Annotated in this window: 17 protein-coding genes; 10 read left to right on the top strand and 7 right to left on the bottom strand. The window is 65.1% G+C overall.

Going from position 1 to position 25362, the window contains the following annotated elements:
- Positions 1 to 23 precede the first annotated feature (23 nt).
- The 7 genes from C0J29_RS25415 (at position 24) to C0J29_RS25380 (ending at position 15599) form a co-directional block, all read left to right on the top strand.
- A complete protein-coding gene (locus tag C0J29_RS25415) occupies positions 24 to 755 on the top strand; it encodes an enoyl-CoA hydratase (protein WP_065165561.1) in 732 nt (243 codons plus the stop codon).
- A gap of 5 nt (positions 756 to 760) precedes the next feature.
- Entirely contained in the window at positions 761 to 1879 is a 1119-nt protein-coding gene (locus C0J29_RS25410; RefSeq protein ID WP_120793935.1) for an MBL fold metallo-hydrolase, read from the top strand.
- A 59-nt stretch (positions 1880 to 1938) separates the two neighbouring features.
- On the top strand, positions 1939 to 3522 hold the full coding sequence (locus tag C0J29_RS25405; RefSeq protein ID WP_162951550.1) for a serine hydrolase: 1584 nt from the start codon (positions 1939 to 1941) through the stop codon (positions 3520 to 3522).
- Positions 3519 to 5891, top strand: a complete 2373-nt coding sequence (locus C0J29_RS25400) for a cation-translocating P-type ATPase (RefSeq protein WP_120793934.1) — start codon at positions 3519 to 3521, stop codon at positions 5889 to 5891. The genes C0J29_RS25405 and C0J29_RS25400 overlap by 4 nt, the downstream gene beginning before the upstream one ends.
- Positions 5892 to 6154: 263 nt before the next feature.
- Entirely contained in the window at positions 6155 to 14863 is an 8709-nt protein-coding gene (locus tag C0J29_RS25390; RefSeq protein WP_120793932.1) for a PPE family protein, read from the top strand.
- A 78-nt stretch (positions 14864 to 14941) separates the two neighbouring features.
- A complete protein-coding gene (locus tag C0J29_RS25385) occupies positions 14942 to 15121 on the top strand; it encodes an antitoxin (protein ID WP_055581736.1) in 180 nt (59 codons plus the stop codon).
- Positions 15122 to 15125: 4 nt separating this feature from the next.
- Positions 15126 to 15599: a type II toxin-antitoxin system Rv0910 family toxin gene (locus C0J29_RS25380; protein WP_065049810.1), complete on the top strand. Its 474-nt coding sequence runs from the start codon at positions 15126 to 15128 to the stop codon at positions 15597 to 15599.
- Positions 15600 to 15681: 82 nt separating this feature from the next.
- On the opposite strand, the gene C0J29_RS25375 is transcribed toward C0J29_RS25380, so the two are convergent.
- The gene (locus C0J29_RS25375) at positions 15682 to 16890 is read right to left on the bottom strand and encodes an IS110 family RNA-guided transposase (protein ID WP_172834827.1); all 1209 of its coding nucleotides are present in this window, start codon (positions 16888 to 16890) and stop codon (positions 15682 to 15684) included.
- Positions 16891 to 17125: 235 nt separating this feature from the next.
- On the opposite strand from C0J29_RS25375, the gene C0J29_RS25370 reads away from it, so the two are divergent.
- Genes C0J29_RS25370 through C0J29_RS25360 form a run of 3 tightly spaced genes read left to right on the top strand, consistent with a single transcriptional unit; the run spans position 17126 to position 19682 of the window.
- Entirely contained in the window at positions 17126 to 17899 is a 774-nt protein-coding gene (locus tag C0J29_RS25370) for a VOC family protein (protein ID WP_065165638.1), read from the top strand.
- 28 nt (positions 17900 to 17927) lie between these two features.
- Positions 17928 to 18362 (top strand): hypothetical protein, encoded by a 435-nt coding sequence (locus C0J29_RS25365; protein ID WP_065049807.1) that lies wholly within the window; start codon positions 17928 to 17930, stop codon positions 18360 to 18362.
- A gap of 9 nt (positions 18363 to 18371) precedes the next feature.
- Positions 18372 to 19682, top strand: a complete 1311-nt coding sequence (locus C0J29_RS25360) for an adenylate/guanylate cyclase domain-containing protein (protein ID WP_120793931.1) — start codon at positions 18372 to 18374, stop codon at positions 19680 to 19682.
- Positions 19683 to 19752: 70 nt separating this feature from the next.
- Here the strand turns inward: C0J29_RS25360 and C0J29_RS25355 are convergent, their stop codons facing one another.
- The 6 genes from C0J29_RS25355 to C0J29_RS25330 all read right to left on the bottom strand — a co-directional run bounded on the left by C0J29_RS25355 (position 19753) and on the right by C0J29_RS25330 (position 25261).
- Positions 19753 to 20226 (bottom strand): VOC family protein, encoded by a 474-nt coding sequence (locus tag C0J29_RS25355; protein WP_065049803.1) that lies wholly within the window; start codon positions 20224 to 20226, stop codon positions 19753 to 19755.
- A gap of 10 nt (positions 20227 to 20236) precedes the next feature.
- The gene (locus C0J29_RS25350; RefSeq protein WP_065165644.1) at positions 20237 to 21763 is read right to left on the bottom strand and encodes a carotenoid oxygenase family protein; all 1527 of its coding nucleotides are present in this window, start codon (positions 21761 to 21763) and stop codon (positions 20237 to 20239) included.
- Between the two features lies 1 nt (position 21764).
- The gene (locus C0J29_RS25345) at positions 21765 to 22994 is read right to left on the bottom strand and encodes an acetyl-CoA acetyltransferase (protein WP_120793930.1); all 1230 of its coding nucleotides are present in this window, start codon (positions 22992 to 22994) and stop codon (positions 21765 to 21767) included.
- Positions 22995 to 23304: 310 nt separating this feature from the next.
- Positions 23305 to 24537: a PPE family protein gene (locus tag C0J29_RS25340; protein WP_120793929.1), complete on the bottom strand. Its 1233-nt coding sequence runs from the start codon at positions 24535 to 24537 to the stop codon at positions 23305 to 23307.
- Positions 24538 to 24545: 8 nt separating this feature from the next.
- Positions 24546 to 24845: a PE family protein gene (locus C0J29_RS25335; RefSeq protein ID WP_120793928.1), complete on the bottom strand. Its 300-nt coding sequence runs from the start codon at positions 24843 to 24845 to the stop codon at positions 24546 to 24548.
- Positions 24846 to 25030: 185 nt separating this feature from the next.
- Positions 25031 to 25261: a hypothetical protein gene (locus tag C0J29_RS25330; protein ID WP_120793927.1), complete on the bottom strand. Its 231-nt coding sequence runs from the start codon at positions 25259 to 25261 to the stop codon at positions 25031 to 25033.
- Positions 25262 to 25362: the final 101 nt, after the last annotated feature.

Below are 25362 nucleotides of genomic sequence, written 5' to 3'. Positions count from 1 at the left end.
CGAGGCTATATATCCTGGCCCCCATGATCGGTATCACCCAGACCGAAGCCGTCACGACCATCGAGTTACAGCGGCCCGAGCGACGCAATGCCCTGAACTCCCAGCTCGTCGAGGAGCTGCGGGAAGCTCTCCTGAAGGCCGACGGGGCAGAGACCCGGGTCGTTGTGCTGACCGGCCAGGGCACGGCGTTCTGCGCCGGCGCTGACCTGTCCGGAGACGCCTTCGCCGCCGATTACCCCGACCGCCTGGTCGAGCTGCACCGCGTGATGGACGCGGTGCCGGTCCCCGTCATCGGCGCCATCAACGGACCGGCCATCGGCGCGGGCCTGCAGCTGGCCATGCAGTGCGACCTGCGGGTCGTCGCCCCGGACGCCTTCTTTCAGTTCCCCACTTCGAAATACGGCCTGGCCCTGGACAACTGGAGCATCCGCCGGCTCTCGTCGCTGGTCGGTCACGGACGGGCCCGGGCCATGCTGCTGACCGCCGAGAAGCTGACAGCCGATGTGGCGCTGCAGACCGGCATGGCCAACCGGATCGGCACCCTGGCCGATGCGCAGGAATGGGCCGCGGAGATCTCCGGTCTGGCGCCGCTGGCTATCCAGCACGCGAAGCGGGTACTCAACGACGACGGCTCGATCGAAGAACCCATGCCCGAGCACAAAGACCTGTTCGATAAGGCCTGGGGCAGCCAAGATGTGATCGAGGCGCAGGTCGCTCGGATCGAGAAGCGGCCGCCGAACTTTCAGGGGGCGTAACCGTCATGATGCGCCGGGCGCTGCGACTGGCTGGTGGTACCGCTTCGTTGGCGGCGGGTGGCTGGCTGTTGCGGGCACTGCACGGCGCGCCGTCCGCGCTGGGCGCCGACCCGTCGGCGATCGAGGCGGTCTCCGCGGGTTCGCCGAACTACCGCGACGGTGTCTTCGTCAACCTCGACCCGTCGTCGCTGTACGTGATGAACCGCGAGGAGATGCGGCAGATCGCGTGGGAGTTGATCGGAAACCGCGGCGCCAGCCTGCCCGCGAAACCGATTCCGTTGGCCTCGCCATCCATCTACCAGGGTGAGCCGGCGGAGCTGGCGGTGAGCTGGTTCGGGCACTCGACGGCGCTGGTGGAGGTCGACGGCTATCGCGTGCTCACTGATCCGGTGTGGAGTGACCGCTGCTCGCCGTCGGACATCGTGGGCCCGCAGCGGTTGCATCCGCCGCCCGTCCTGCTGGAGGGGCTGCCGGCGGTGGACGCCGTGGTCATCAGCCACGACCACTACGACCACCTCGACATCGACACCGTGCGGGCGCTGGCCCGCACGCAACGGGCTCCGTTCTTCGTGCCACTAGGGGTGGGAGCGCACCTGCGGTCGTGGGGAATCCTCGAGCAGCGGATCGTCGAACTGGACTGGAACCAGAGCGCGCAGGTCGACGAGCTGACGATCGTTTGCATGCCGGCCCGGCACTTTTCGGGACGGTTCTTCACCCGCAACAACACGTTGTGGGCGTCGTGGGCGTTCATCGGCCCCCGCCACCGCGCCTACTTCGGCGGCGACACCGGCTACACGAAGAGCTTCGCTGAGATCGGTGCGGACCATGGGCCGTTCGACCTGACGTTGATGCCGATCGGCGCGTACAACACGGCGTGGCCCGACATCCACATGAATCCCGAGGAGGCGGTCCGCGGACACCTGGACATCACCGACTCGGGTTCGGGGTTGCTGATCCCCATCCACTGGGGCACCTTCCGCCTGGCGCCGCACCCGTGGGCGGAGCCGGTCGAGAGGGTACTCAAGGCTGCCGAGCCAGACGGTGTTCAGGTGGCGGTGCCGCTGCCCGGTCAGCGCATCGACACGATCAGCCCGTTGCGATTCAACCCGTGGTGGCGGCTCTGAGTTGATGATGCCCGGCTGGTTTCGATTGCCCGGGCCTGTCACCGGGCTAAAGTGCGGCCATGACGAAACGCGCGGCGGCAGCCGCACTATCGATGGTGCTGCTCGCCCTGACCGGTTGCGGGTCATCCCGGCCGGTCGCGGCCCCTTCCTCGTCACCTGCGCAACTCCCGCCTAACGAAGTGTCGGGAGTGCAGATTCCCGCCGGGCGCATCGACGAAGCCGTCGCCAAGGTCGACGGGCTGGTGGCCGAGCTGATGAAGAATTCCGGTATCCCGGGTATGGCCGTGGCGATCGTACACGGTGGAAAGACGTTGTACGCTAAGGGCTTCGGCGTCAAGGACGCCGGTAAGGGAGATGGCCCGGACAACAAGGTCAACGCCGACACCGTGTTTCAGCTGGCGTCGGTGTCCAAGTCGGTCGGAGCGACCGTGGTGGCACATGAGGTGACCGAAGGCGCCATCACCTGGGACACGCCGGTGGCGACGAAGCTGCCGGGCTTCACCCTCATCGATCCCTACGTCACCACGCACGTCAGCGTCGCCGACCTGTACTCGCACCGCTCGGGTCTGCCCGATCACGCCGGCGACGCGCTCGAAGACCTGGGCTACGACCGGCAGCAGGTGCTGGATCGGCTGAAGTACCTGCCGCTCGCGCCGTTTCGAATCAGCTACGCCTACACCAACTTCGGAGTGACGACAGCGGCCGAGGCGGTCGCCGCGGCAGCCGGCAAGCCCTGGGAGGACCTGTCCGACGAGGTGCTGTACCGCCCACTGGGGATGACGTCGACCAGTTCGAAATTCGCCGATTTCCTGGCCAGGCCCAACCATGCGGTCAACCACATCAAGACGGGCGACAAGTGGGAAGCGCGATTTCAGCGCGATCCCGATCCCCAGACGCCGGCCGGCGGGGTGAGTTCGTCGGTCAACGACATGGCGCGCTGGCTGACCATGGTGATGGCCAACGGCACCTATAACGGTCAGCGCATCACCTCACCGGAAGCGCTGCTCCCCGCCATCACCCCGCAGGTCATCTCGACCGCTGCCCGCAACCCGAACGCACGAGCCGGCACCTACGGCCACGGGTTCAACACCTCGGTGACCTCATCAGGCCGCACGATGTACAGCCACTCGGGTGCCTTCGGGCTGGGCGCCGCAACGAATTTCGCCGTCATGCCGTCGGAGGACATCGGCATCATCGCCCTGACCAACGCGGCGCCGTACGGGGTACCGGAGGCGATGAACGCCGAGTTCATGGATCTGGTGCAGTACGGCCAGGTGCGTGAGGACTGGGCGAATCTGTACCGGCAGCAACTTGCGCCGATGAACAACCCCGACGGCACGCTCGTCGGCAAGCAACCGCCGGTCAGCCCCGTACCGGCCCGACCGGCTAGCGACTACGCCGGCGTCTACAACAACGACTACTGGGGACCGGCCACCGTCACCGACCACGACGGCCAACTGCAGCTTTCGCTCGGCCCGAAGAACCAGACGTTCGACCTGGCGCACTGGGACGGCGACACCTTCACCTTTCCGCTAGCCACCGAAAACGCCTTGCCCGGTTCGATTTCCACGGCGGTCTTCACCGGCAATGCCCTGAAAATCGAATACTTCGATTCCAGCGGCCTGGGGACCTTCACGCGATGACGGCCCGCGGCCTGACCGATGCGGAAGTGGCGCAGCGGGTTGCCGACGGTAAGACCAACAGCGTTCCCGAGCGTGCCACCCGCAGCATCGCTCACATCGTCCGGGCCAATGTCTTCACCCGGATCAACGCGATCCTCGGCGTGCTGTTCGGCATCGTGCTACTCACCGGATCCCTGATCAACGGGCTGTTCGGCATGCTGATCGTCGCCAACAGCGTCATCGGCATGGTCCAGGAGATCCGGGCCAAGCAGACATTGGACCGGCTGGCGATCGTCGGCCAGGCAAAACCCATGGTGCGCAGGCAATCCGGTACGGTCACCCTGGCACCAGGAGAGGTGGTGCTCGACGACATCATCGAACTGGGCCCCGGCGATCAGATCGTGGTTGACGGCGAGGTCGTCGAGGAGCGCAACCTCGAGATCGACGAATCACTGCTGACGGGCGAAGCCGATCCGATCGCCAAAGATGTTGGCGACAAAGTGATGTCGGGCAGCTTCGTGGTCGCGGGCGCCGGTGCCTACCGGGCTACGAAGGTGGGCGGCGATGCCTACGCGGCCAAACTGGCCGCCGAAGCCAGCAAGTTCACCTTGGTGAAATCGGAACTGCGCAATGGTATTAACCGAATCCTGCAGTTCATCACCTACCTGCTGATCCCGGTGGGATTGCTGACCATCTACACCCAGCTGTTCACCACCAACGTGGGGTGGCGCGAGTCGGTGCTTGCCATGGTGGGTGCCCTGGTGCCGATGGTGCCCGAAGGCCTGGTGTTGATGACGTCGATCGCGTTCGCCGTCGGCGTGGTACGTCTGGGCCGGCGGCAATGCCTCGTGCAGGAACTGCCGGCCATCGAGGGATTGGCTCGGGTCGACGTGGTCTGTGCGGACAAGACGGGCACGTTGACCGAAACCGGGATGCGGGTGTCGGAAGTCCGGGAACTCGACGCCGGAGGCGAGAGCGTCGGGGAGGTGCTCGCCGCGGTCGCCGCGGCCGACGAGCGCCCGAATGCCAGCATGCTGGCCATCTCCGAGGCCTATCAGACCGCGCCCGGCTGGACCCCCACCGCGACAGCGCCTTTCAAGTCGGCGACCAAGTGGAGCGGCGTGTCGTTCGGCGAGCACGGCAACTGGGTTATCGGTGCGCCTGATGTCCTGCTCGACCCGCAGTCGGCGGCGGCCGAGCAGGCCGATCGGTTCGGCGCCCAGGGCCTGCGGGTCCTGTTGTTGGGATCCGCGGACGTCCCGGTAGACGACCCGGACGCCCCGGGAACCGTGACGCCGACGGCCCTGGTGGTGCTGGAGCAGAGGGTGCGTCCCGATGCCCGCGAGACGCTGGAATACTTTGCCGCTCAGGATGTGTCGGTGAAGGTGATCTCCGGAGACAACGCGGTCTCGGTCGGAGCGGTGGCCGACCAGCTCGGTCTGCGCAGCCACGCGATGGACGCACGCCGGCTGCCCGCCGATGAAGCGGAGCTCGCTGACGCGCTCGACTCGCACAACACATTCGGCCGGGTGCGCCCGGACCAGAAGCGCGCCATCGTCCACGCCCTGCAATCACACGGGCATACCGTGGCGATGACCGGAGACGGCGTCAACGACGTACTGGCCCTCAAAGACGCCGACATCGGCGTGGCAATGGGCGCGGGTAGTCCGGCATCCCGGGCGGTGGCACAAATCGTGTTGCTGGACAACAGGTTTGCCACACTGCCGTATGTGGTGGGCGAAGGCCGGCGAGTGATCGGCAATATCGAGCGGGTCGCCACCCTCTTCCTGACCAAGACGGTCTACTCCGCGTTGCTGGCGTTGCTGGTGGGAATGGAGTGTTTGCTCGCCAAGCCATTAGGGGCTGAGCCGTTGCTCTATCCGTTTCAGCCGATCCACGTCACCATTGCGGCTTGGTTCACGATCGGAATCCCGTCATTTATTTTGTCGTTGGCGCCCAATAACGAGCGCGCGTATCCGGGTTTTGTGCGGCGGGTGCTGACGTCCGCACTGCCCGCCGGACTGATCGTCGGCGTCGCGACGTTCGCGACCTACTTGACCGCTTATCACGGCCGCCACGCCACCTCGGTGCAGCAGGACCAGGCGTCCACCGCGGCGCTGATCACCCTGCTGGTGACCGCGGTGTGGGTGCTCGCCGTTGCGGCGCGCCCGTATGAGTGGTGGCGGTTGGCGCTGGTCGTCGCCTCCGCGTTGGCATATGTGCTGATCTTCAGCCTGCCGTGGACGCAGCAGAAGTTCTTCCTGGATCCGTCGAATCTGTGGGTGACGTCGGTCGCGCTGGCGGTCGGAGTGATGGGCGCCGCCGTAATCGAGACCATGTGGTGGGTTCGGGCGAGGATCCTCGGTGTGCGGCCTCAGGTGTGGCGCTAGCGGTCGGCCGCGGCATCGCGTCAATTAATTGGGTCGCGCGAATCATTTTGTACACGAATTTTACATTCAAGTTCGGTCTGAATTTTTATGACCACTGGTCACTCGAATTTGATAAAGTCCACCATTCCAGCCGGATCGGGCGTAAGCTGACGCGCATTCAGCCGCTCAGGACGGTCGGGCAACCGCGGTAATTGCCGCGGCGTCATTTGCGGGTGAACGGCGGGCGGTCGCGGGCTAGGCCGCCTGCCAGAGAGGCAGCGGCGATGAATTTTGCGGTGTCGCCACCAGAGATCAACTCCGCGCGCATATTTGGCGGCGCGGGGCCTGGCCCGCTGCTTGCCGCTGCGGCCGCCTGGGATGTGCTGGCCGACGAACTGGGCTCGGCGGCGACCGCGTTTTCCGCGGTGACGTCCGGGTTGGCGAACGCGTCATGGCAGGGCGCAGCCTCGGCGGCGATGGTCGACGTGGCCGGACGCTACCTGGACTGGCTCGCCGCGACGGGTGTGCTGGCGGAGCAGGCCGCCGGGCAGGCTCGCATGACCGCAACTGCGTTCGAGGCGACCCTGGCGGCGTCAGTTCACCCGGTTTCGGTGATCGCAAACCGCTCTCAAATGGTGACACTGGTGACTTCCAACCTGCTGGGGTTGAACGCCCCGGCGATTGCGGCCGTGGATGCCGAGTACGAGCAGATGTGGGCGCAAGACGTCGCGGCTATGTTCGGCTACCACGCCGAAGCCTCCGGCGTGGTGTCGGCATTGTCGCCGTTCACCGAACTACTGCGACTCCCGTCCGCGGCCGTTTCGGCTTTCGTCGTGTCCACCCAAGCCGCAATCGCTGACCCGCCGGGCCGCGTCAGCATCCTCGCTGCGGGACTGGCCAACGTGGGCGGTTCCAATGTGGGTGCCGGCAATGTCGGTGATGCGAATGTTGGTTTCGGTAATCGTGGGGTGTGGAATCTGGGGTTGGGGAGTGTGGGGAGTTTCAATCTGGGGTCGGGGAATGTGGGTGGCCATAATGTGGGGTGGTCGAATCTGGGGTCGTTGAATGTGGGGTTGGGTAATCAGGGTGACTCGAATTTCGGGTTCGGTAATAGCGGGTGGGGGAATGTGGGGTTCGGGAACTCGGGTAGCAACAATGTGGGTTTCGGGTTGACCGGTGATCATCAGGTGGGGTTCGGGGCGTGGAATTCGGGGTCGGGGAATGTGGGGTTGTTCAACTCGGGGACCGGGAATGTGGGGTTGTTCAATTCGGGGTCGGGGAACTGGGGGATCGGGAATTCCGGGGAGGGCAACGTCGGGTTGTTCAATGCGGGCCGGCTCAATACCGGGGTGTTCAACGCCGGGGTGCTTAACACCGGGGTGGGGAATCCGGGCAGTTACAACACCGGTGGGTTCAACGTGGGGGTGGGCAATACCGGGTCGTTCAATCCCGGGCAGGTCAATACCGGGGATTTCAACACTGGGGATTACAACACCGGGTGGGCCAATACCGGGGACTTCAACACCGGCGGGTTCAACCAGGGCGATCTGAACAACGGCTTCTTCTGGCGCGGAGACAACCAGGGTCAAGCCGCATTCGACCTGACCTTCACCATCCCGCGCATCGCCCTGCAGGTCGACGTCGACGTGCCGATCAATATTCCGGTGACGGGGACGCTCGGCTCCATATTGAACGGCCAGCCGATCATCACCATCCCGTCCTTCACCATTCCCACCCTCCATCTCAATGGCTCGGAACTGGGCGGGACCGTCGGTCCGATTGTGGTGGATTCGATTGTGGTGACGGGTCCGTCGTTGAACTTGGTGGTGGGTGGTCCGGGTCAATCGTTGCGGTTGAGTTTGTTGGGTCCGGCGGTGGGGCCGGTGGTGGTTCCGGTGTTGGGGTTGGTGGCGGGGCCGGGGTTGGGCAATGTCACTGGTGGGCCGTCGTCGGGGTTTTTCAATAGTGGGTCTGGGAGTGGGTCGGGGTTTGGGAATGTGGGTGGGGGTTCGGGTTGGTGGAATGTGTCGTCGGGGGTGGTGGGGTTCTCGGGTGTGGGGAATGTGGGGGCGTTGGGTTCGGGTGTGTTCAATTTGGGTGAGGGGGTCTCGGGCTGGTCGAATGCGGTGGCGGGGGTGGGTGCGGGTGTGGATCGGGTGTTCAACCTGGGGGTGGCCAATGGTGGTGGGTGGAATCTGGGGTTGGCGAATGTGGGGGATTACAACCTGGGTGGCGGGAATGTGGGTGGGCATAATCTGGGTGGCGGCAATGTGGGTGTGGGGAATGTCGGGGCCGGTAATCATGGTGACGGCAATTACGGCTGGGGCAATCTGGGTGATGTCAATGTGGGTGGCGGTAATGCGGGTGTCGGGAACCAGGGGTGGGGTAATAGCGGCAGTCTGAACATCGGGTGGGGTAATACCGGGGTGGGCAATGTCGGGTTCGGGAACTCGGGTAGCAACAATGTGGGTATCGGGTTGACCGGTGATAATCAGGTGGGGTTCGGGGCGTGGAATTCGGGGTCGGGGAATGTGGGGTTGTTCAACTCGGGGACCGGGAATGTCGGGTTCTTCAATTCCGGGACGGGGAATTACGGGATCGGGAACTCCGGGGTGGCGAACACCGGGGTGTTCAACGCCGGTGGGTTCAACACCGGGTGGGCCAATGCGGGCAGCTACAACACCGGGGGGTTCAATGCCGGTGATTTCAATTCCGGGTCGGCCAACCCCGGTGATGTCAACACTGGCAGCTTCAACACCGGGGACACCAACACCGGGTGGGCCAACACCGGCAACCTCGACACCGGGGCGTTCATCTCCGGTGATCAGAGCAACGGATTGTTGTGGCGCGGTGACCGCCAGGGCCTGATCGCGGCCGACTACACCCTGACCATCCCCGACATCCCCCTGACCCTGACCGGCGGCGGCATCCTCAACATCCCCATCACCGGCAACATCACCGGATTGGCCATCGAGTCTTTCTCGATACACGGCCAAGGCGGTTCGGCAATCCCGGTAAATCTCGGAATCAATGTCCTGGGGGCCGACACCGGTGGACTCGATATCCGCGTCGGCCTCCCCGACCCACTCGGATCGGTCACCATTCCGATACCGCCGCTGCCGTTGAATCTTCACGTCACTATCGACGACACGTTGACTTCCATCGCGCTGCCGAGAATCGCCGTCAATCCCATCGTCCTGAACAACCTGGTGGTGGGTGGTGTGGGGACGCCGTTGACGGTGAATGTGGGTGGGAGTGCGGGTCCGGTGGTGGTGCAGTTGTTGCATGTGGGTGCGGCGCCGGGGTTGGGGAATGCGACGGTGGCGCCGTCGTCGGGGTTCTTTAATTCCGGTGCGGGTGGGGTGTCGGGGTTCGGGAATATCGGGCAGGTGGTTTCCGGGTACGGCAATGTCGGGTCGATGGTCTCGGGGGTGAAGAACCTGGGTGGGTTGTTGTCGGGGGTGTCGAACCTGGGTGGGTCGTTATCGGGGGTCAGCAATACCGCGTCGGTGGGGGCGGGGCCCTCGGGTGTGCTGGGTGCGGGGTTGGCAAGTGTGGGTGTGGGCAATGTCGGGTTCGCTGATGTCGGTGGGTGGAATGTGGGTGCCGGCAATGTCGGTGACGCGAATGTTGGTTTCGGTAATCAGGGCGCGTGGAATCTGGGGTTGGGCAGTGTGGGGAGTTTCAATCTGGGGTCGGGGAATGTGGGTGGCCATAATGTGGGGTGGTCGAATCTGGGGTCGTTGAATGTGGGGTTGGGTAATCAGGGTGACTCGAATTTCGGGTTCGGTAATAGCGGGTGGGGGAATGTGGGGTTCGGGAACTCGGGTAGCAACAACGTGGGTATCGGGTTGACCGGTGATCATCAGGTGGGGTTCGGGGCGTGGAATTCGGGGTCGGGGAATGTGGGGTTGTTCAACTCGGGGACCGGGAATGTGGGGTTGTTCAATTCGGGGTCGGGGAACTGGGGGATCGGTAATTCCGGGGAGGGCAACGTCGGGTTGTTCAATGCGGGCCGGCTCAATACCGGGGTGTTCAACGCCGGGGTGCTTAACACCGGGGTGGGGAATCCGGGCAGTTACAACACCGGTGGGTTCAACGTGGGGGTGGGCAATACCGGGTCGTTCAATCCCGGGCAGGTCAATACCGGGGATTTCAACACTGGGGATTACAACACTGGGTGGGCCAATACCGGGGACTTCAACACCGGCGGGTTCAACCAGGGCGATCTGAACAACGGCTTCTTCTGGCGCGGAGACAGCCAGGGCCAGGCCGCACTGGACTACACCCTGACCATCCCGCGCATCGCCATCGGCCTGGACGTCACCATCCCCCTCAACATCCCCATCACCGGCGCCCTCGGCAACATCGTCACCGACTCATTCCAGATCCCGGCGCTGCATCTGAACGGCGACAACCTCGACGCCACCATCGGTCCGATTGTGGTGGATTCGATTGTGGTGACGGGTCCGTCGTTGAACTTGGTGGTGGGTGGTCCGGGTCAGTCGTTGCGGTTGAGTTTGTTGGGTCCGGCGGTGGGGCCGGTGGTGGTTCCGGTGTTGGGGTTGGTGGCGGGGCCGGGGTTGGGCAATGTCACTGGTGGGCCGTCGTCGGGGTTTTTCAATAGTGGGTCTGGGAGTGGGTCGGGGTTTGGGAATGTGGGTGGGGGTTCGGGTTGGTGGAATGTGTCGTCGGGGGTGGTGGGGTTCTCGGGTGTGGGGAATGTGGGGGCGTTGGGTTCGGGTGTGTTCAATTTGGGTGAGGGGGTCTCGGGCTGGTCGAATGCGGTGGCGGGGGTGGGTGCGGGTGTGGATCGGGTGTTCAACCTGGGGGTGGCCAATGGTGGTGGGTGGAATCTGGGGTTGGCGAATGTGGGGGATTACAACCTGGGTGGCGGGAATGTGGGTGGGCATAATCTGGGTGGCGGCAATGTGGGTGTGGGGAATGTCGGGGCCGGTAATCATGGTGACGGCAATTACGGGTGGGGCAATCTGGGTGATGTCAATGTGGGTGGCGGTAATGCGGGTGTCGGGAACCGGGGGTGGGGTAATAGCGGCAGTCTGAACATCGGGTGGGGTAATACCGGGGTGGGCAATGTCGGGTTCGGGAACTCGGGTAGCAACAATGTGGGTATCGGGTTGACCGGTGATAATCAGGTGGGGTTCGGGGCGTGGAATTCGGGGTCGGGGAATGTGGGGTTGTTCAACTCGGGGACCGGGAATGTCGGGTTCTTCAATTCCGGGACGGGGAATTACGGGATCGGGAACTCGGGGTCGTTCAATTCCGGGATCGGGAACTCCGGGGTGGCGAACACCGGGGTGTTCAACGCCGGTGGGTTCAACACCGGGTGGGCCAATGCGGGCAGCTACAACACCGGGGGGTTCAATGCCGGTGATTTCAATTCCGGGTCGGCCAACCCCGGTGATGTCAACACTGGCAGCTTCAACACCGGGGACACCAACACCGGGTGGGCCAACACCGGCAACCTCGACACCGGGGCGTTCATCTCCGGTGATCAGAGCAACGGATTGTTGTGGCGCGGTGACCGCCAGGGCCTGATCGCGGCCGACTACACCCTGACCATCCCCGACATCCCCCTGACCCTGACCGGCGGCGGCATCCTCAACATCCCCATCACCGGCAACATCACCGGACTCACCGTCAACCCGATCGGGATTCACGGAGTCGGTGGCGGCGGCATCCCGGTCGTTGGCCACCTAACGCTGCTCGGGCAGACCCCGAACATCAATGTCGGTATCAGCCTTCCCGATCCGGTCGGACATGTCGGCGTCGACGTCCCAGGCTTGCCGATCAGACTGGAAATCGGCGTCGCCAACAACTTCCTGCAGCCCATCACAACACCGACGATCCGGATAAACACCATCGCGTTCAACAACCTGGTGGTGGGTGGTGTGGGGACGCCGTTGACGGTGAATGTGGGTGGGAGTGCGGGTCCGGTGGTGGTGCAGTTGTTGCATGTGGGTGCGGCGCCGGGGTTGGGGAATGCGACGGTGGCGCCGTCGTCGGGGTTCTTTAATTCCGGTGCGGGTGGGGTGTCGGGGTTCGGGAATATCGGGCAGGTGGTTTCCGGGTACGGCAATGTCGGGTCGATGGTCTCGGGGGTGAAGAACCTGGGTGGGTTGTTGTCGGGGGTGTCGAACCTGGGTGGGTCGTTGTCGGGGGTCAGCAATACCGCGTCGGTGGGGGCGGGGCCCTCGGGTGTGCTGGGTGTGGGGTTGGCAAGTGTGGGTGTGGGCAATGTCGGGTTCGCTGATGTCGGTGGGTGGAATGTGGGTGCCGGCAATGTCGGTGACGCGAATGTTGGTTTCGGAAATCAGGGCGCGTGGAATCTGGGGTTGGGCAGTGTGGGGAGTTTCAATCTGGGGTCGGGGAATGTGGGTGGCCATAATGTGGGGTGGTCGAATCTGGGGTCGTTGAATGTGGGGTTGGGTAATCAGGGTGACTCGAATTTCGGGTTCGGTAATAGCGGGTGGGGGAATGTGGGGTTCGGGAACTCGGGTAGCAACAACGTGGGTATCGGGTTGACCGGTGATCATCAGGTGGGGTTCGGGGCGTGGAATTCGGGGTCGGGGAATGTGGGGTTGTTCAACTCGGGGACCGGGAATGTGGGGTTGTTCAATTCGGGGTCGGGGAACTGGGGGATCGGTAATTCCGGGGAGGGCAACGTCGGGTTGTTCAATGCGGGCCGGCTCAATACCGGGGTGTTCAACGCCGGGGTGCTTAACACCGGGGTGGGGAATCCGGGCAGTTACAACACCGGTGGGTTCAACGTGGGGGTGGGCAATACCGGGTCGTTCAATCCCGGGCAGGTCAATACCGGGGATTTCAATACCGGGGATTACAACACCGGGTGGGCCAATACCGGGGACTTCAACACCGGCGGGTTCAACCAGGGCGATCTGAACAACGGCTTCTTCTGGCGCGGAGACAACCAGGGCCAGGCCGCGCTGGACTACACCCTGACCATCCCGCGCATCGCCATCGGCCTGGACGTCACCATCCCCCTCAACATCCCCATCACCGGCGCCCTCGGCAACATCGTGATCGACCCGTTCACCATCCCGTCCCTCGACCTGGTCAATCCCAACGGCGGCGGAAACAGCATCACCGGCAGTATCGGACCACTCCGAACAGATCCGATCGTCATCCTCGGTCCGTCCCTGAGCCTGCTGGTGGGCGGCCCCGGCGAGGGGCTGCACCTGAACATTTCCGGTCCGGGCTTGGGTCCGCTGGTGGTTCCGGTGTTGGGGTTGGTGGCGGGGCCGGGGTTGGGCAATGTCACTGGTGGGCCGTCGTCGGGGTTTTTCAATAGTGGGTCTGGGAGTGGGTCGGGGTTTGGGAATGTGGGTGGGGGTTCGGGTTGGTGGAATGTGTCGTCGGGGGTGGTGGGGTTCTCGGGTGTGGGGAATGTGGGGGCGTTGGGTTCGGGTGTGTTCAATTTGGGTGAGGGGGTCTCGGGCTGGTCGAATGCGGTGGCGGGGTTGGGTGCGGGTGTGGATCGGGTGTTCAACCTGGGGGTGGCCAATGGTGGTGGGTGGAATCTGGGGTTGGCGAATGTGGGGGATTACAACCTGGGTGGCGGGAATGTGGGTGGGCATAATCTGGGTGGCGGCAATGTGGGTGTGGGGAATGTCGGGGCCGGTAATCATGGTGACGGCAATTACGGCTGGGGCAATCTGGGTGATGTCAATGTGGGTGGCGGTAATGCGGGTGTCGGGAACCGGGGGTGGGGTAATAGCGGCAGTCTGAACATCGGGTGGGGTAATACCGGGGTGGGCAATGTCGGGTTCGGGAACTCGGGTAGCAACAATGTGGGTATCGGGTTGACCGGTGATAATCAGGTGGGGTTCGGGGCGTGGAATTCGGGGTCGGGGAATGTGGGGTTGTTCAACTCGGGGACCGGGAATGTCGGGTTCTTCAATTCCGGGACGGGGAATTACGGGATCGGGAACTCGGGGTCGTTCAATTCCGGGATCGGGAACTCCGGGGTGGCGAACACCGGGGTGTTCAACGCCGGTGGGTTCAACACCGGGTGGGCCAATGCGGGCAGCTACAACACCGGGGGGTTCAATGCCGGTGATTTCAATTCCGGGTCGGCCAACCCCGGTGATGTCAACACTGGCAGCTTCAACACCGGGGACACCAACACCGGGTGGGTCAACACCGGCAACCTCGACACCGGGGCGTTCATCTCCGGTGATCAGAGCAACGGATTGTTGTGGCGCGGTGACCGCCAGGGCCTGATCGCGGCCGACTACACCCTGACCATCCCCGACATCCCCCTCACCCTGGGCGGCGGCGCCCTGATCAAGCTGCCGGTGACCGGCAACATCGCCGGGCTTACCGTCAACCCGTTCACGATTCACGGCGTCAACGGCGGCGCGATTCCGGTCAACTTCGACATCGTGGTCGACGCCAAGACCGACGGCTTCGACCTGGTGATACCGCTTCCCGACCCCTTCCCGAATATCCACGTCCCGGTCTCAGGCCTTCCCATCAGCTTGGCGATCCCGCTGCGCTCTGCGCTCGACCCAATCCAAGTGCCACAAATCCAATTCGGGGCTATCCCGCTCAACCTCACCGTTGGCAGCGATACGACACTCCTCACCATCGGTCTCACCGGGGGAAGCGGCCCGATCGCCGTACCGGTCACCTCCCTGCTCCCGATGACCGGCATCGGCAACTCGACAACCGCCCCGTCGTCGGGCTTCTTCAACTCAGGCGCCGGCGGCACATCCGGCTTCGGGAACATCGGCGACACCATCTCCGGCCTCTTCAACGTCGGCTCGCATGTCTCCGGCTTCGAGAACTACGGCGGCGAACTACTGTCCGGCCTGACCAACCTCGGCAGTGCTATGTCCGGCTTCGGCAACACCAGCAGCCTGGACATCGCGATAGCCGGCCTGATCTCCGGCGTCGGCAACATCGGCAACCGCCTGTCCGGGATCTTCCTGCAAGGCAGCGTGCCGTAGCCCGTGCGCGACAAGTAGGGTTTCCCCAGCACAGTAGGGCTCCCGGGGGAGGAGTCCGATGGGGAAGGAACAGCGAAAATGGCATTCCTGGACAAGGCCAAAGACCTGCTCGCGCAGAACGCCGACAAGGTCGAGACGGCGATCACCAAGGCCGGCGAGTTCGTCGACGACAAGACACAGGGCAAGTACTCCGACACCATCCACAAGGTGCAGGAGGAAGCCAGGAAGATCGTCGACACCGGCGGCCAGCAGAGCTGACGAAATGGCGAAACTCTCCGGATCCATCGATGTGCCGCTGCCGCCGGAACAGGCCTGGACACACGCCTCCGACCTGAACCGGTACCGGGAATGGCTGACCATCCACAAGGTCTGGCGCAGCAAGTTGCCCGACGTGCTGGAAAAGGGCACCGTCATCGAGTCCTATGTCGAAGTCAAGGGCATGCCCAACCGCATCAGGTGGACGATCGTGCGCTACAAGCCCCCGGAGGGCATGACCCTCAACGGCGACGGTGTGGGCGGGGTCAAGGTGAAACTGATGGCCAAGGTCGCTCCGAAAGAGCAGGGTTCGGTCGTCAGCTTCGACGTGCATCTCGGCGGGCCGGCGCTGTTCGGGCCGATCGGCATGGTCGTCGCCGCCGCGCTGCGCAGCGATATCCGCGACTCGCTGCAGAACTTCGTCAGGGTGTTCGCCCGCCCGGACCCGGGGACGAACGGCGACAGCGTCCTGCGTCGCTGAGACTGATCGGCGATGACTTTCCGGCGCGTGCCGAGTCGATATCGAGGTACCCACCGACCAAGGAGGAATCTCAATGAAGTTGTCAAGCCGCCGCAGTGTTAGGCGCGGTGGGTTGATAGGGCCGATGGTCGCGCAGCATGGCCCAGAGGACGTTGAGGCGTCGGCGGGCCAAGGCGAGGACGGCTTGGGTATGGGTTTTGCCTTCGGATCTTTTGCGGTCGTAGTAGTTGCGCGAGGGTGTATCGGTGCGGATGGCGATCTGGGCGGACAGATAGCAGGCGCGCAGCAGGCGACGGTCGTAGCGGCGGGGGCGTTTGCGGTTGCCGCTGATGCGCCCGGAATCGCGCGGTACTGGTGCCAGCCCGGACACGCCGGCCAGGCGGTCGACGGAGTCGAAGGCGCTCAATTCGCCTCCGGTGGCGGCGAGGAATTCGGCGCCGAGCACGACGCCGAAGCCGGGCATGCTCACGATGATCTCGGCGTGGCGGTGGCGGCGAAATCGGTCCTCGATCATCGTCTCAGTCGCGCCAATCTCGGTGTCGAGGGCCATCACCTCCTTGGCCAGCCGGGCGATCATGGTGGCGGCGAGGTTTTGACCAGGCACGATGCTGTGCTGGGCGTTGGCGGCCTCGATGGCTTTGGCTGCGACGGCAGAGGCGTTGCGCGCCTTGCGTTTAGCAAGCCAGGCCGTCAGCCGGGCAGGGCCTGCGCGGCGCAGCCCGTCGGGGGTCTGGTAGCCGGTCAGCAGGATCAGTGCGGCCTTGCTGGTGCTGTAGTCAAAGGCGCGCTCCAAAGCGGGGAAGTATTCCAGCAGCTGGGCTCGCAGCCGGTTGATCGCCCGGGTTCGATCGGCGACCAGATCGGTGCGCCGGCTGGAAAGGATGCGCAGCTCGACGGCGATGTCATCGCCGGGCCGCAGCGGCTGCAGATCACGGCGCATCCGGGCTTGGTCGGCGATGACGGCGGCGTCTTTGGCGTCGGTTTTGCCGTCGCCGCGATAGCCGGCCGAGGCGTGGTAGACGGTGCGGCCGGGAATGTAGAGCAACCGCTGCTCGGAGGCGATGAGCAAGGTAATCAGCAACGCGGCGCCGCCGGCGTTGAGGTCGATCGCCCACGTAATGTCACCGCCGTCGGCCAGCGCCGTCACGGCTCCAATCAGATCCAGCAGCGCCGTTTCGTCGTTAACGACGCGTTGCGACAGCAGCTGAATCCCTTCGACGTTTATGACCACGCAATGGTGGTCGGATTTACCGGCGTCAACACCGGCCCAGACTTGTTGTCTCACAGCCACCTCCGTGATCGTTGTCATCGCTACCAACCCAGCAGACGACCACGCCGACGTGTCCTTACACAGCGATCAAATCGCATCTCTCAATTAGCGGTCGAGTCGTTGCGGGACGACGGGCGGCCAATCCTCCTCGGCCATCAAATACAGCAACCACATGCAAGCCATACCCGACGTCCCTGGGCAATTCGAAGCCTAGAGCTAAGGGCAACGACCACCCTTCAAGAAAGGTAAGGACCTCGTGCCCATCCGTGACCACGCCCCACTCGGCGCCCCCTGCTGGATCGACCTCACCACATCCGACGTTGACCGTGCCCAAGATTTCTACGGCACCGTCTTCGGGTGGACGTTCGAATCCGCCGGACCCGACTACGGCGGCTACATCAATGCGGCCAAGGACGGCCGCGCCGTCGCCGGTCTGATGGCCAACAATCCCGAGTGGCAGGCTCCGGACAACTGGGCCACTTATTTCCACACCGCCGACATCACCGCGGCGGTCTCGGCCGTCACCGCTGCCGGCGCCTCCGGTTGCCTGCAGCCCATGGAGGTTCCCGACAAAGGCTTCATGGCGGCGGCGGCCGACCCGAGCGGCGCCGCCTTCGGCCTCTGGCAACCGCTGCAACACCGCGGCTTCGAGGTTGTAGGCGAGGCCGGCGCGCCGGTCTGGCACCAGTTGACCACGCGTGACTACCGCGCCGCCGTCGACTTCTACCGTGAGGTGTTCGGGTGGCGCACCGAGCAGGTCAGTGACACTGACGAATTCCGTTACACCACAGCATGGTTCGACGATCAGCAATTACTCGGCGTGATGGACGGAGCGGGATGCCTGCCCGAGGGCGTGCCGTCGCAGTGGAACATCTTCTTCGGCGCCGAAAATGTCGACAAGACGCTGCAGGTGATCACCGACAACGGTGGGGCGGTGCTGCGCGAGGCGGAAGACACCCCGTATGGGCGGCTGGCCGCGGCCGCCGATCCGACCGGAGTCGCCTTCAACCTGTCGTCGCTGGAGGGCTGAGCCGACCCACTCGGCTAACCTCGCAACCATGAGTCGCCGTCCGGACCCAGGCTGGTTGGTGGCGCTGTTCGCAACCGCCGTGTTGGCCAGCGCCTGGATGCCGTGGTTGGCGACGAAGGTCAACGGCGGCGGCTGGGCGAACGCCGTCGGCGGCACCCACGGCAGCCTGGAGCTGCCGCGTGGCTTCGGCGCCGGCCAGCTCATCGTGTTGCTGTCGTCGATGCTGTTGGTGGCCGGCGCGATGGTCGGTCGCCGCCTCTCGGTGCGGGCGGCTTCTATTGCCGCGCTGGTTGTTTCGCTGCTGATCGGTGCGCTCATGGTGCTGTATTACCAGCGCAACGTCAATGCGCCGGTGTCGGCCGAATACGGGTTGTATGTCGGAGCGGTCGCCGCTGGGTGCGCGGTGTTGTGTGCGCTGTGGGCGGTGGTCGGCGCTGCGTTCGGCGGCCGCCGGTCGGCTTAGACTTCCGCAATGTTCTCGGAGACGCGCTACGCGATGAACGGGGACTTGCGCGTCGCCTACCGCGCGTCCGGCGCAGGCCCGCGTGACATCGTGCTGGTGCCGAGCTGGTTCAACTGTTACGAACTGTTGCCCGAGCTGCCGGCGCTTCAGGGGTGGATCGAGGCGATGACCTCCCTGGGACGGTTGATCATGTTCGATCAGCCGGGCACCGGCGCGTCCGATTGGGCCTTCGCCGGTGCGTTGCCGACGTTGGAGCAGTGGGCCGACAGCATCACCGCGGTCCTGGACGACGTCGGGAGTCGCGAAGCGGTTCTCGTCGCACCGAACGCCGCTTTCGCGCCCGCCGTGCTGTTCGCCGCCACGTATCCGTCCCGCACCACGGCGTTGGTCGGACTCGAGGTCTATGCCGATCCGGACGCGAGCACGGTCACGCCCACGGCCTTCTTCGATGCCATGGTCGCTGCGTGGGGCACCGGGGAGTTCGAACACGTGCTCAATCCCGATATGCCGTGGAACGAGGAAATCCGGGCAACCTGGGCGCGATACGAACGCCTGACGGCGAGCCCACGGACCGTTGCCCTGATGATGCCGGTGGTGTCCGAATTGGAGATACGAGCGCTGCTCCCGGCCGTCCGCGTGCCGACGCTGGTCGTCCAGCACACGGACGGCTCATTCGTCCGACCAGCCGACGGCAAGTATGTTGCCGACCATATTCCGGGCGCGAAACACGTTGAGCTGCCAGGGCGCAACCTCTATCACAACGTCGAACCCTGGCGCGAATCATTCCAGCACGTAGCGGAGTTCCTCACCGGCCGGCAGCCCGACGTGCCCGACGACCGTATTCTCGCCACGGTGCTGTTCACCGACATCGTGGACTCGACCCGCCGGGCGGCAGAGATGGGCGATCGTGATTGGCATGCCTTGCTCGACGCCCACGACGCCGTCGTGCGATCGCAGCTCGCCCGGTTTCGGGGTCGCGAGGTGAACACTTCGGGTGACGGCTTCCTGGCCATGTTCGACGGTCCGCAGCGAGCGATCCGCTGCGCCATGGCGATTCGTGACGCGGTTCGGACGCTCGGCATCGAGGTGCGTGCGGGGTTGCACACCGGCGAATGCGAGGTCCGTGGCGATGACATCGGCGGGATCGGCGTGCACATCGGGGCGCGGGTCAGCGCTCTGGCCCGACCGAACGAGGTGCTGGTGTCCAGCACACTGCGCGACCTGGTGATCGGATCAGGACTCGGATTCGAGGACCGCGGTGCGCACACCCTCAAGGGTGTGCCTGGCGAGTGGCGTGTCCTGGCGGTCGCCTCCGCGTAAACCGTTGGGGCGTGGTCAGAATGGCGGCGGTTCGTCGGGGGTGCGTGGGGGGTTCCGGGGCGGGTTGCGTTCAGCTCGAAGGGAATTCGTGCGTTCCTGAGGCCGAACTATCGGCCGGCTCGTTGACGCCGTAGACGAACGGCGCGAACACGATCTCGCGGCCGTCGGGATCCTGATAGGTGACCGCTCCCATCGCCTCCCAGTACGGGTGCTGCTCGACGCGCGGAACAGACGCCGCTTCCAGGCGCGCGATCGCGGCATGCTGGGCTTGCCGATCCGGAAAGTACAGGCACAACTGTTCGTGTTGGTCGACGGCAACAGGCTCAACCGATTCGACGATTTCCATCGTCAGGTTCCAGCTGGGCAGGCCGAAGATCGCGCCGTTGCTGCCGTAGCTGTCGCCGAAGGTCTCGTGCAGCGGCAGCCCCACCAGCTCGCGGTAGAACCGCACCGTCTCCGCGAAGTTCGATGAGCGCCGGGCGAATCGGATCGAGCCGATCGACGCCAGCGACAGCGGCCAGTGCGTTGTGCGGTGCTTGCCCATCTGCCTCTGCCTACAGCCCCACGGCCTCTGCCGCCGTCTCGGCGCGATCCCACCGCCTCAACTCCGTACCGGGCACCCACGTCGAATGCGTACCGCTGCAAATGCGTTCCGGCAGAGCCAGTTTGCACACCGGGCCGTCGCCGACCCGGGCGGCGTCGAACACCAGGCAGTACGACGCGTCGGCGGTCATGTCGGTCGTCAGGGTGACCAGATAGCCGTCGTCTTCGGCGCCGCTGCCGCCCACCCGGGGCGCCATCGCCGTCTCGCTGCCATAGACGCCCTCGCCGAATGAGTACCGCTCCTCGCCGCCGGTGAGCAGGTCGTGTTTGACCAGTCCGTCGAACAGGAACCAGCCGGGCTTGCCGCTGGCGGCGTACACATAGCGGTAGGGCGAAGTCGCGTAGTCCGCGTTGATCATGCCGAATTCAGAGATGGAATCCGACAGTGACTCTTCCTTGACCGCACCGGTGACCAGGTTGAACCGCCAACGGTGCAACCGGGCCTGCATCCGATCCAGGGCCAGGAACCGAAACAGCTTCTCCCACTTGCCCGCCGGCCCCGCACCGCTTTGCAGTGGTTGCGGTGAGCCCTCGTAGAAGCCGTCCAGCACGATCTCGTCGCCGTCCTCGTAGGCGTTGGTGAAGTGCAGCACGAACGTCGGGTCCGCCTCGAACCAGCGGATCTCGGCGCTCGAGCCGCGGCGCGGGATCACCGCGAAGCGCGAGGGCATGTCGGGGTAGAAGCGCGGCAGGTGCACCTTGTGTTCGAGCATGTGGGGATCCCAGAACAGCGGGAAATCGTTGAGGATGGCGTAGTTTTCGGTGAACGCCATGTCGTGCGGCAGTCGCGGACCGGGTAGCGGGATGTCGACGTAGTGGGCCAGGTCGTTGTTCTCGTCGACCACGCCGTAGTGCATGTACGGGTCCTGCTTGCTGTAGTTGAAGAACAACAGCTCACCAGTTTTGTTGTCCACCTTGGGATGTGCGGATACGCCCCAGTCGACCGGAAACCCGCCGTTCCAGCTCTCCCTGCCCAGCGTGGTGCCGGAATACGGGTCCACTCGGTACAGGTCGCCGCACTGGTAGAAACTGGTCAGGGCGATTCCCCGGTGCACGATGACGTCGGTGCTGGACGCGTCTTTCATCAATTCGCGTGCGCCCCAGCCTTTGTCGCGTTTGGCGAACTGCACGGGCTCGGCCAGGCCCGGCCACAGCGGCCCGCCCGCTTCGTTTTCGGCCAGGAAGCCCTCGGTCTGCACGAAACGGTTGCGGTAGAACGCCTTTCCGTCGCGGAACCCCACCACGTGCAGCATGCCGTCGCCGTCGAACGGGTGGTAGGTCTGGAACGCCGGGTGCAACGGGTTCTCGGTGTTCCGCAGATAGATGCCGTCGAGATCCGCCGGAACCTCACCCTCCACCGCTGTCAGGTCGTCGGCGTTCCACTCCGTGGTTTGCGGGCGCCACGGGCCGGTGCGGTAGGGGTGGTCGTCATCCTCGGGCAGGGTCGACAGGTATTTGCCAATCACCTCGACATCCATGTCACATTCCTCGCGTAGTGCTGACAACGAAACTGACCGTGGTGGCGGTGCTGCCGCCGAAGTTCAACGTGCCGAAGCTCTTCGCACCTTCGACCTGGTAGTCGCCGGCAGCGCCACTGACCTGCTTGGCCGCGTCGAGCAACATGCGCACTCCCGATGCCCCCACCGGATGGCCGCCGCCGATCAGGCCGCCGCTGGGGTTGATCGGCATCCGGCCGCCGATTTCGATCTCCCCGTTCTCGATGGCCTTCCACGATTCGCCCGGCCCGGTCAGCCCGATGTGGTCGATGGCCAGGTACTCGCTGGGGGTGAAGCAGTCGTGCACCTCGAACCCGTCCACGTCGTCCAGCGTCACCTCGGCGCGCCGCAACGCGTCGAGCACCGCGGCCCGCACGTGCGGCAACACGTACGGGTCGTCAGCCGAACGATCCAGCTTTTGGCGCAACCCCAACCCGACGGTGCGATGCCCCCAGCCGTCGATGCGGCCCACCGGTCGTGCGTCGGGGTGATCCCGCAGATAGGCGTCGCTGACCAGGATCACTCCGGCGCCCCCGTCGGTCATCTGGCTGCAGTCCAACCGCCGCAGCCTGCCCTCGGTGACGGGATTGGTCTCGTCGTCATCGGTGATCGGGTCCGGAACTGTCCAGCCCCGCGTCTGCGCATTCGGGTTGCGGCGCGCGTTGGCATAGTTCACCGCGGCGATGGCCCGCAGATGAACGTCGTCGAGCCCGTAGCGGCGCCCGTACTCCTCGGCGACCTCCGCGAACATCGACGGCCACATGTATCGGGCATCGGCACCTTCGTGTCCAGTCCAGGCCGCCGCACCCAGATACTGGGCGGCGGTGTCACCGGGCACGGTCTTCTCCAACTCGAGCCCGACGACGAGCGCGCTGTCGTATGCCCCGGACCGCAGGTCGGCCATCGCCGCCAGCGCCGCCACGCTCCCCGACGCGCACGCCGCCTCGTGTCGTGACGCCGGCGTATCCCAGAGGTCGCCGCACACCGTGGCCGGCATCGCGCCCAGATGTCCTTGTGTGGCGAACATCTCACCGAAGGCGTTGCCCACGTGAACCACTCCGATGGCCGCGGCATCCACCCGGGTAGCCGCCAGTGTGCCGTCCACCACCTCGGCGGTCAGGGCGGCGAAGTCGCAACCCTCCCGGGTCAGGTTGCGAGCGAAGTCGCTCTGATAGCCACCCAGAATCCACACGCCAGCAGCGGAGCCATCCATACGCCGCACGGTACTCCCAGGTGAGACCGGGCAGCACGGCATGTCTGACGTGCCGCGGGGTGGGCCCGAAACGGCCCGAAATATAAGCGGTCCCGTCGGCTCTCGGGCTGAACCGACGGGACCTGGGTGGGCATATAGGCCGGCCGATACGCCCACCTCCGTTTTCTCATTGCCATCCTCGACGAAAGGCAAACATCTCTTCTTGACAACATCTGGCGCCGCGCGCCGGAATCGACGCGGAACTCTCGAAACGCGAAGATCTTTGGGGCGGAGCGATTGTTGACAAATTTTTTTACAGAACCGCTGTGATTTATTGCGAACGGTTGCCCGTCGGCCCCGGGCCGGTGGGCGGCTGCTGGATCACCACGACGGTGGGCTTGCGCTTGGGCTGCTCGTCGTCCTCGGTCGCGGAGTCGGCTCCGGTCGGACCCGTGCCCGTGCTGCCGCGGCCTGCCATACTCGCCAGAGCCATGCCGCCCAGCAGAGCCGCCGGCGCCGCGCTCAGGTTCGTCGGGGTGGGGCCGGCGCCGACGCTGGTGCCGGGCAGTGACTCGACGGCCAGCCGGATCTCCGGTGCCGCCACCGTCCAGCTGTGCGGGACCGTCAACGGTCCCACCAAGGCGGCCTGACCCACCCCGGCGCTTGCCGCGCCTCCCTGCGAGTTCGGCGTTGACCCCAACAAATGCGTCCAGGAGCCGCCGTCCTGATCACGTTCCTCGTCGCGATCGGGCCCGGAACTGGCGCCAGGAATGTTCCACGGCCGGGCCGAGTTCACCGACGCATTGACTGCGCCGACGCCCAAGCTGGCCGTCCCGATGGTCGCGATGTAGAGGGCCAGCACGTCCAGGTCGCCGATCGGCGTGGGGATCGCGGCCGCCGACGCCGGGATCCCGGACGAGACCGGCGAGATCAGAGCCGCCAGTCCTTGCAGCGTTTGGGCAGAGATCGACGACATCAGATCCTGGGCGGTCTGCCCGCTCACCGCCGCCGCGGCCGCGGCCGGGCCCGCCGGGTCGGCGGCCTGCGTCGGTGCGGTGAAGGGAAGCAGCGTCGACGCCGTCTCGGACGACGCCGCGTAGGCGAACATAGCGGCGGCGTCCTGAGCCCACATCTCGGCGTATTCGGCCTGCAAAGCCTCGATCGCGGGACTGTTCTGCCCCAGCAGGTTCGTCGCGGCCAGCGACATCAACTGCTCGCGATTGGCCGCGATCAACGGCGGCGGCACCGTCATCGCAAACGCGGTCTCGTAGGCCGCGGCGGCGGTGCGCGCCTGGGCCGCGGTTCGTTCGGCCCGCATTGCGGCCGCACTCAGCCAGCCCGCGTAGGGGGCGGCCGCCGCAGCCATGGACGCCGACGCCGGACCGAACCACGACTCCACCGCGAGGCCGGTGATCACCGTTCCGTACGAAACCGCCGCCGAATTGAGGACCGCGGCCAGACCGTCCCAGGCGTTGGCGGCGGCCAGCATCGAACCCGCCCCGGGACCCATGTACATCCGGGCCGAATTAATCTCCGGCGGCAACAGCCCGAAGTCGGTACCCAACCCGGTTCCTATCGAGCCGAGACCGCATTGGCGGCCTCAGTGACCGCGTAGGAGCCGGCGCTGGCTGCCAGCGTGCTGATGAACAACTCGTGGATCACCGAAGCGTGCGCGCTGATGACCTGGTATGTCTGGGCGTGCCCACTGAACCGCGCGGCGGTGAGCACTGAGACCTCGTCGCCGGCAGCCGGAATGACTTCCGTGGTGGGCGCGAAGGCGGCGTCGCTCTGAGCAACGACCGCCGACCCGATCCCGCGCAGGGTGCCGGCTGCCGACGCCAACGTCTCCGGGTGGGTGACCACAAACGACATCCGCGTCTCCTTTGACCGATGGCCGAACCGAAGCGCCTGTGCCTGAGGGGGATTGGATACCACTGTGGTGATGGCCACTTCCCGGGTCCGGCACGTGCTAGCTGCAGGTTACTGCTTTGGTGACCTAACGGTTCAAGTTTGACCGCGATGTTTTTGAAGAAATCGACTGTCGGTGCGGGGCGCGGTCAGGGGAGCGGCGGGGCCGGCGGAGCGGACAGGGCCGGGGGAGCGTCCAGGGTCGACGGCGGAGCGAGCGTCGTCAGCGGGGTGGGGGTGGTGGTGGGGGCCGACGTGGTGTCGTTCATGGAGGTCGCCTGCTGGCTTCCCGAGTCGACGCCCAGCGTGGCCGTCAGCGCTACGGCGGTCGCCGCGAAGGCGGTGTAGATGCCGACGTATTTGGTCGTGGAACTTGCCATGGCACTTCTCCTTAGTTGATTCGCAATACGAATCTCGAAAATCCGTATTACGGATCACCATAATCGCACTGGCGGGCCGGGGCAAGCCTGGGCCCGATGAG

Origin of the sequence: Mycobacterium paragordonae (assembly GCF_003614435.1) — a bacterium.
Taxonomy (GTDB): domain Bacteria; phylum Actinomycetota; class Actinomycetes; order Mycobacteriales; family Mycobacteriaceae; genus Mycobacterium; species Mycobacterium paragordonae.
Note: the sequence above shows the minus strand (reverse complement) of the source record. Positions and strands in the feature narration are given on the sequence as shown.

Excerpts from the sequence above, each read along its gene's own strand:
- C0J29_RS25415 (WP_065165561.1), top strand. The coding sequence starts at position 24 with ATGATCGGTATCACCCAGACCGAAGCCGTCACGACCATCGAGTTACAG.
- C0J29_RS25410 (WP_120793935.1), top strand. The coding sequence starts at position 761 with ATGATGCGCCGGGCGCTGCGACTGGCTGGTGGTACCGCTTCGTTGGCG.
- C0J29_RS25405 (WP_162951550.1), top strand. The coding sequence starts at position 1,939 with ATGACGAAACGCGCGGCGGCAGCCGCACTATCGATGGTGCTGCTCGCC.
- C0J29_RS25400 (WP_120793934.1), top strand. The coding sequence starts at position 3,519 with ATGACGGCCCGCGGCCTGACCGATGCGGAAGTGGCGCAGCGGGTTGCC.
- C0J29_RS25390 (WP_120793932.1), top strand. The coding sequence starts at position 6,155 with ATGAATTTTGCGGTGTCGCCACCAGAGATCAACTCCGCGCGCATATTT.
- C0J29_RS25385 (WP_055581736.1), top strand. The coding sequence starts at position 14,942 with ATGGCATTCCTGGACAAGGCCAAAGACCTGCTCGCGCAGAACGCCGAC.
- C0J29_RS25380 (WP_065049810.1), top strand. The coding sequence starts at position 15,126 with ATGGCGAAACTCTCCGGATCCATCGATGTGCCGCTGCCGCCGGAACAG.
- C0J29_RS25365 (WP_065049807.1), top strand. The coding sequence starts at position 17,928 with ATGAGTCGCCGTCCGGACCCAGGCTGGTTGGTGGCGCTGTTCGCAACC.
- C0J29_RS25360 (WP_120793931.1), top strand. The coding sequence starts at position 18,372 with ATGTTCTCGGAGACGCGCTACGCGATGAACGGGGACTTGCGCGTCGCC.
- C0J29_RS25355 (WP_065049803.1), bottom strand. The coding sequence starts at position 20,226 with ATGGGCAAGCACCGCACAACGCACTGGCCGCTGTCGCTGGCGTCGATC.
- C0J29_RS25350 (WP_065165644.1), bottom strand. The coding sequence starts at position 21,763 with ATGGATGTCGAGGTGATTGGCAAATACCTGTCGACCCTGCCCGAGGAT.
- C0J29_RS25345 (WP_120793930.1), bottom strand. The coding sequence starts at position 22,994 with ATGGATGGCTCCGCTGCTGGCGTGTGGATTCTGGGTGGCTATCAGAGC.
- C0J29_RS25335 (WP_120793928.1), bottom strand. The coding sequence starts at position 24,845 with ATGTCGTTTGTGGTCACCCACCCGGAGACGTTGGCGTCGGCAGCCGGC.
- C0J29_RS25330 (WP_120793927.1), bottom strand. The coding sequence starts at position 25,261 with ATGGCAAGTTCCACGACCAAATACGTCGGCATCTACACCGCCTTCGCG.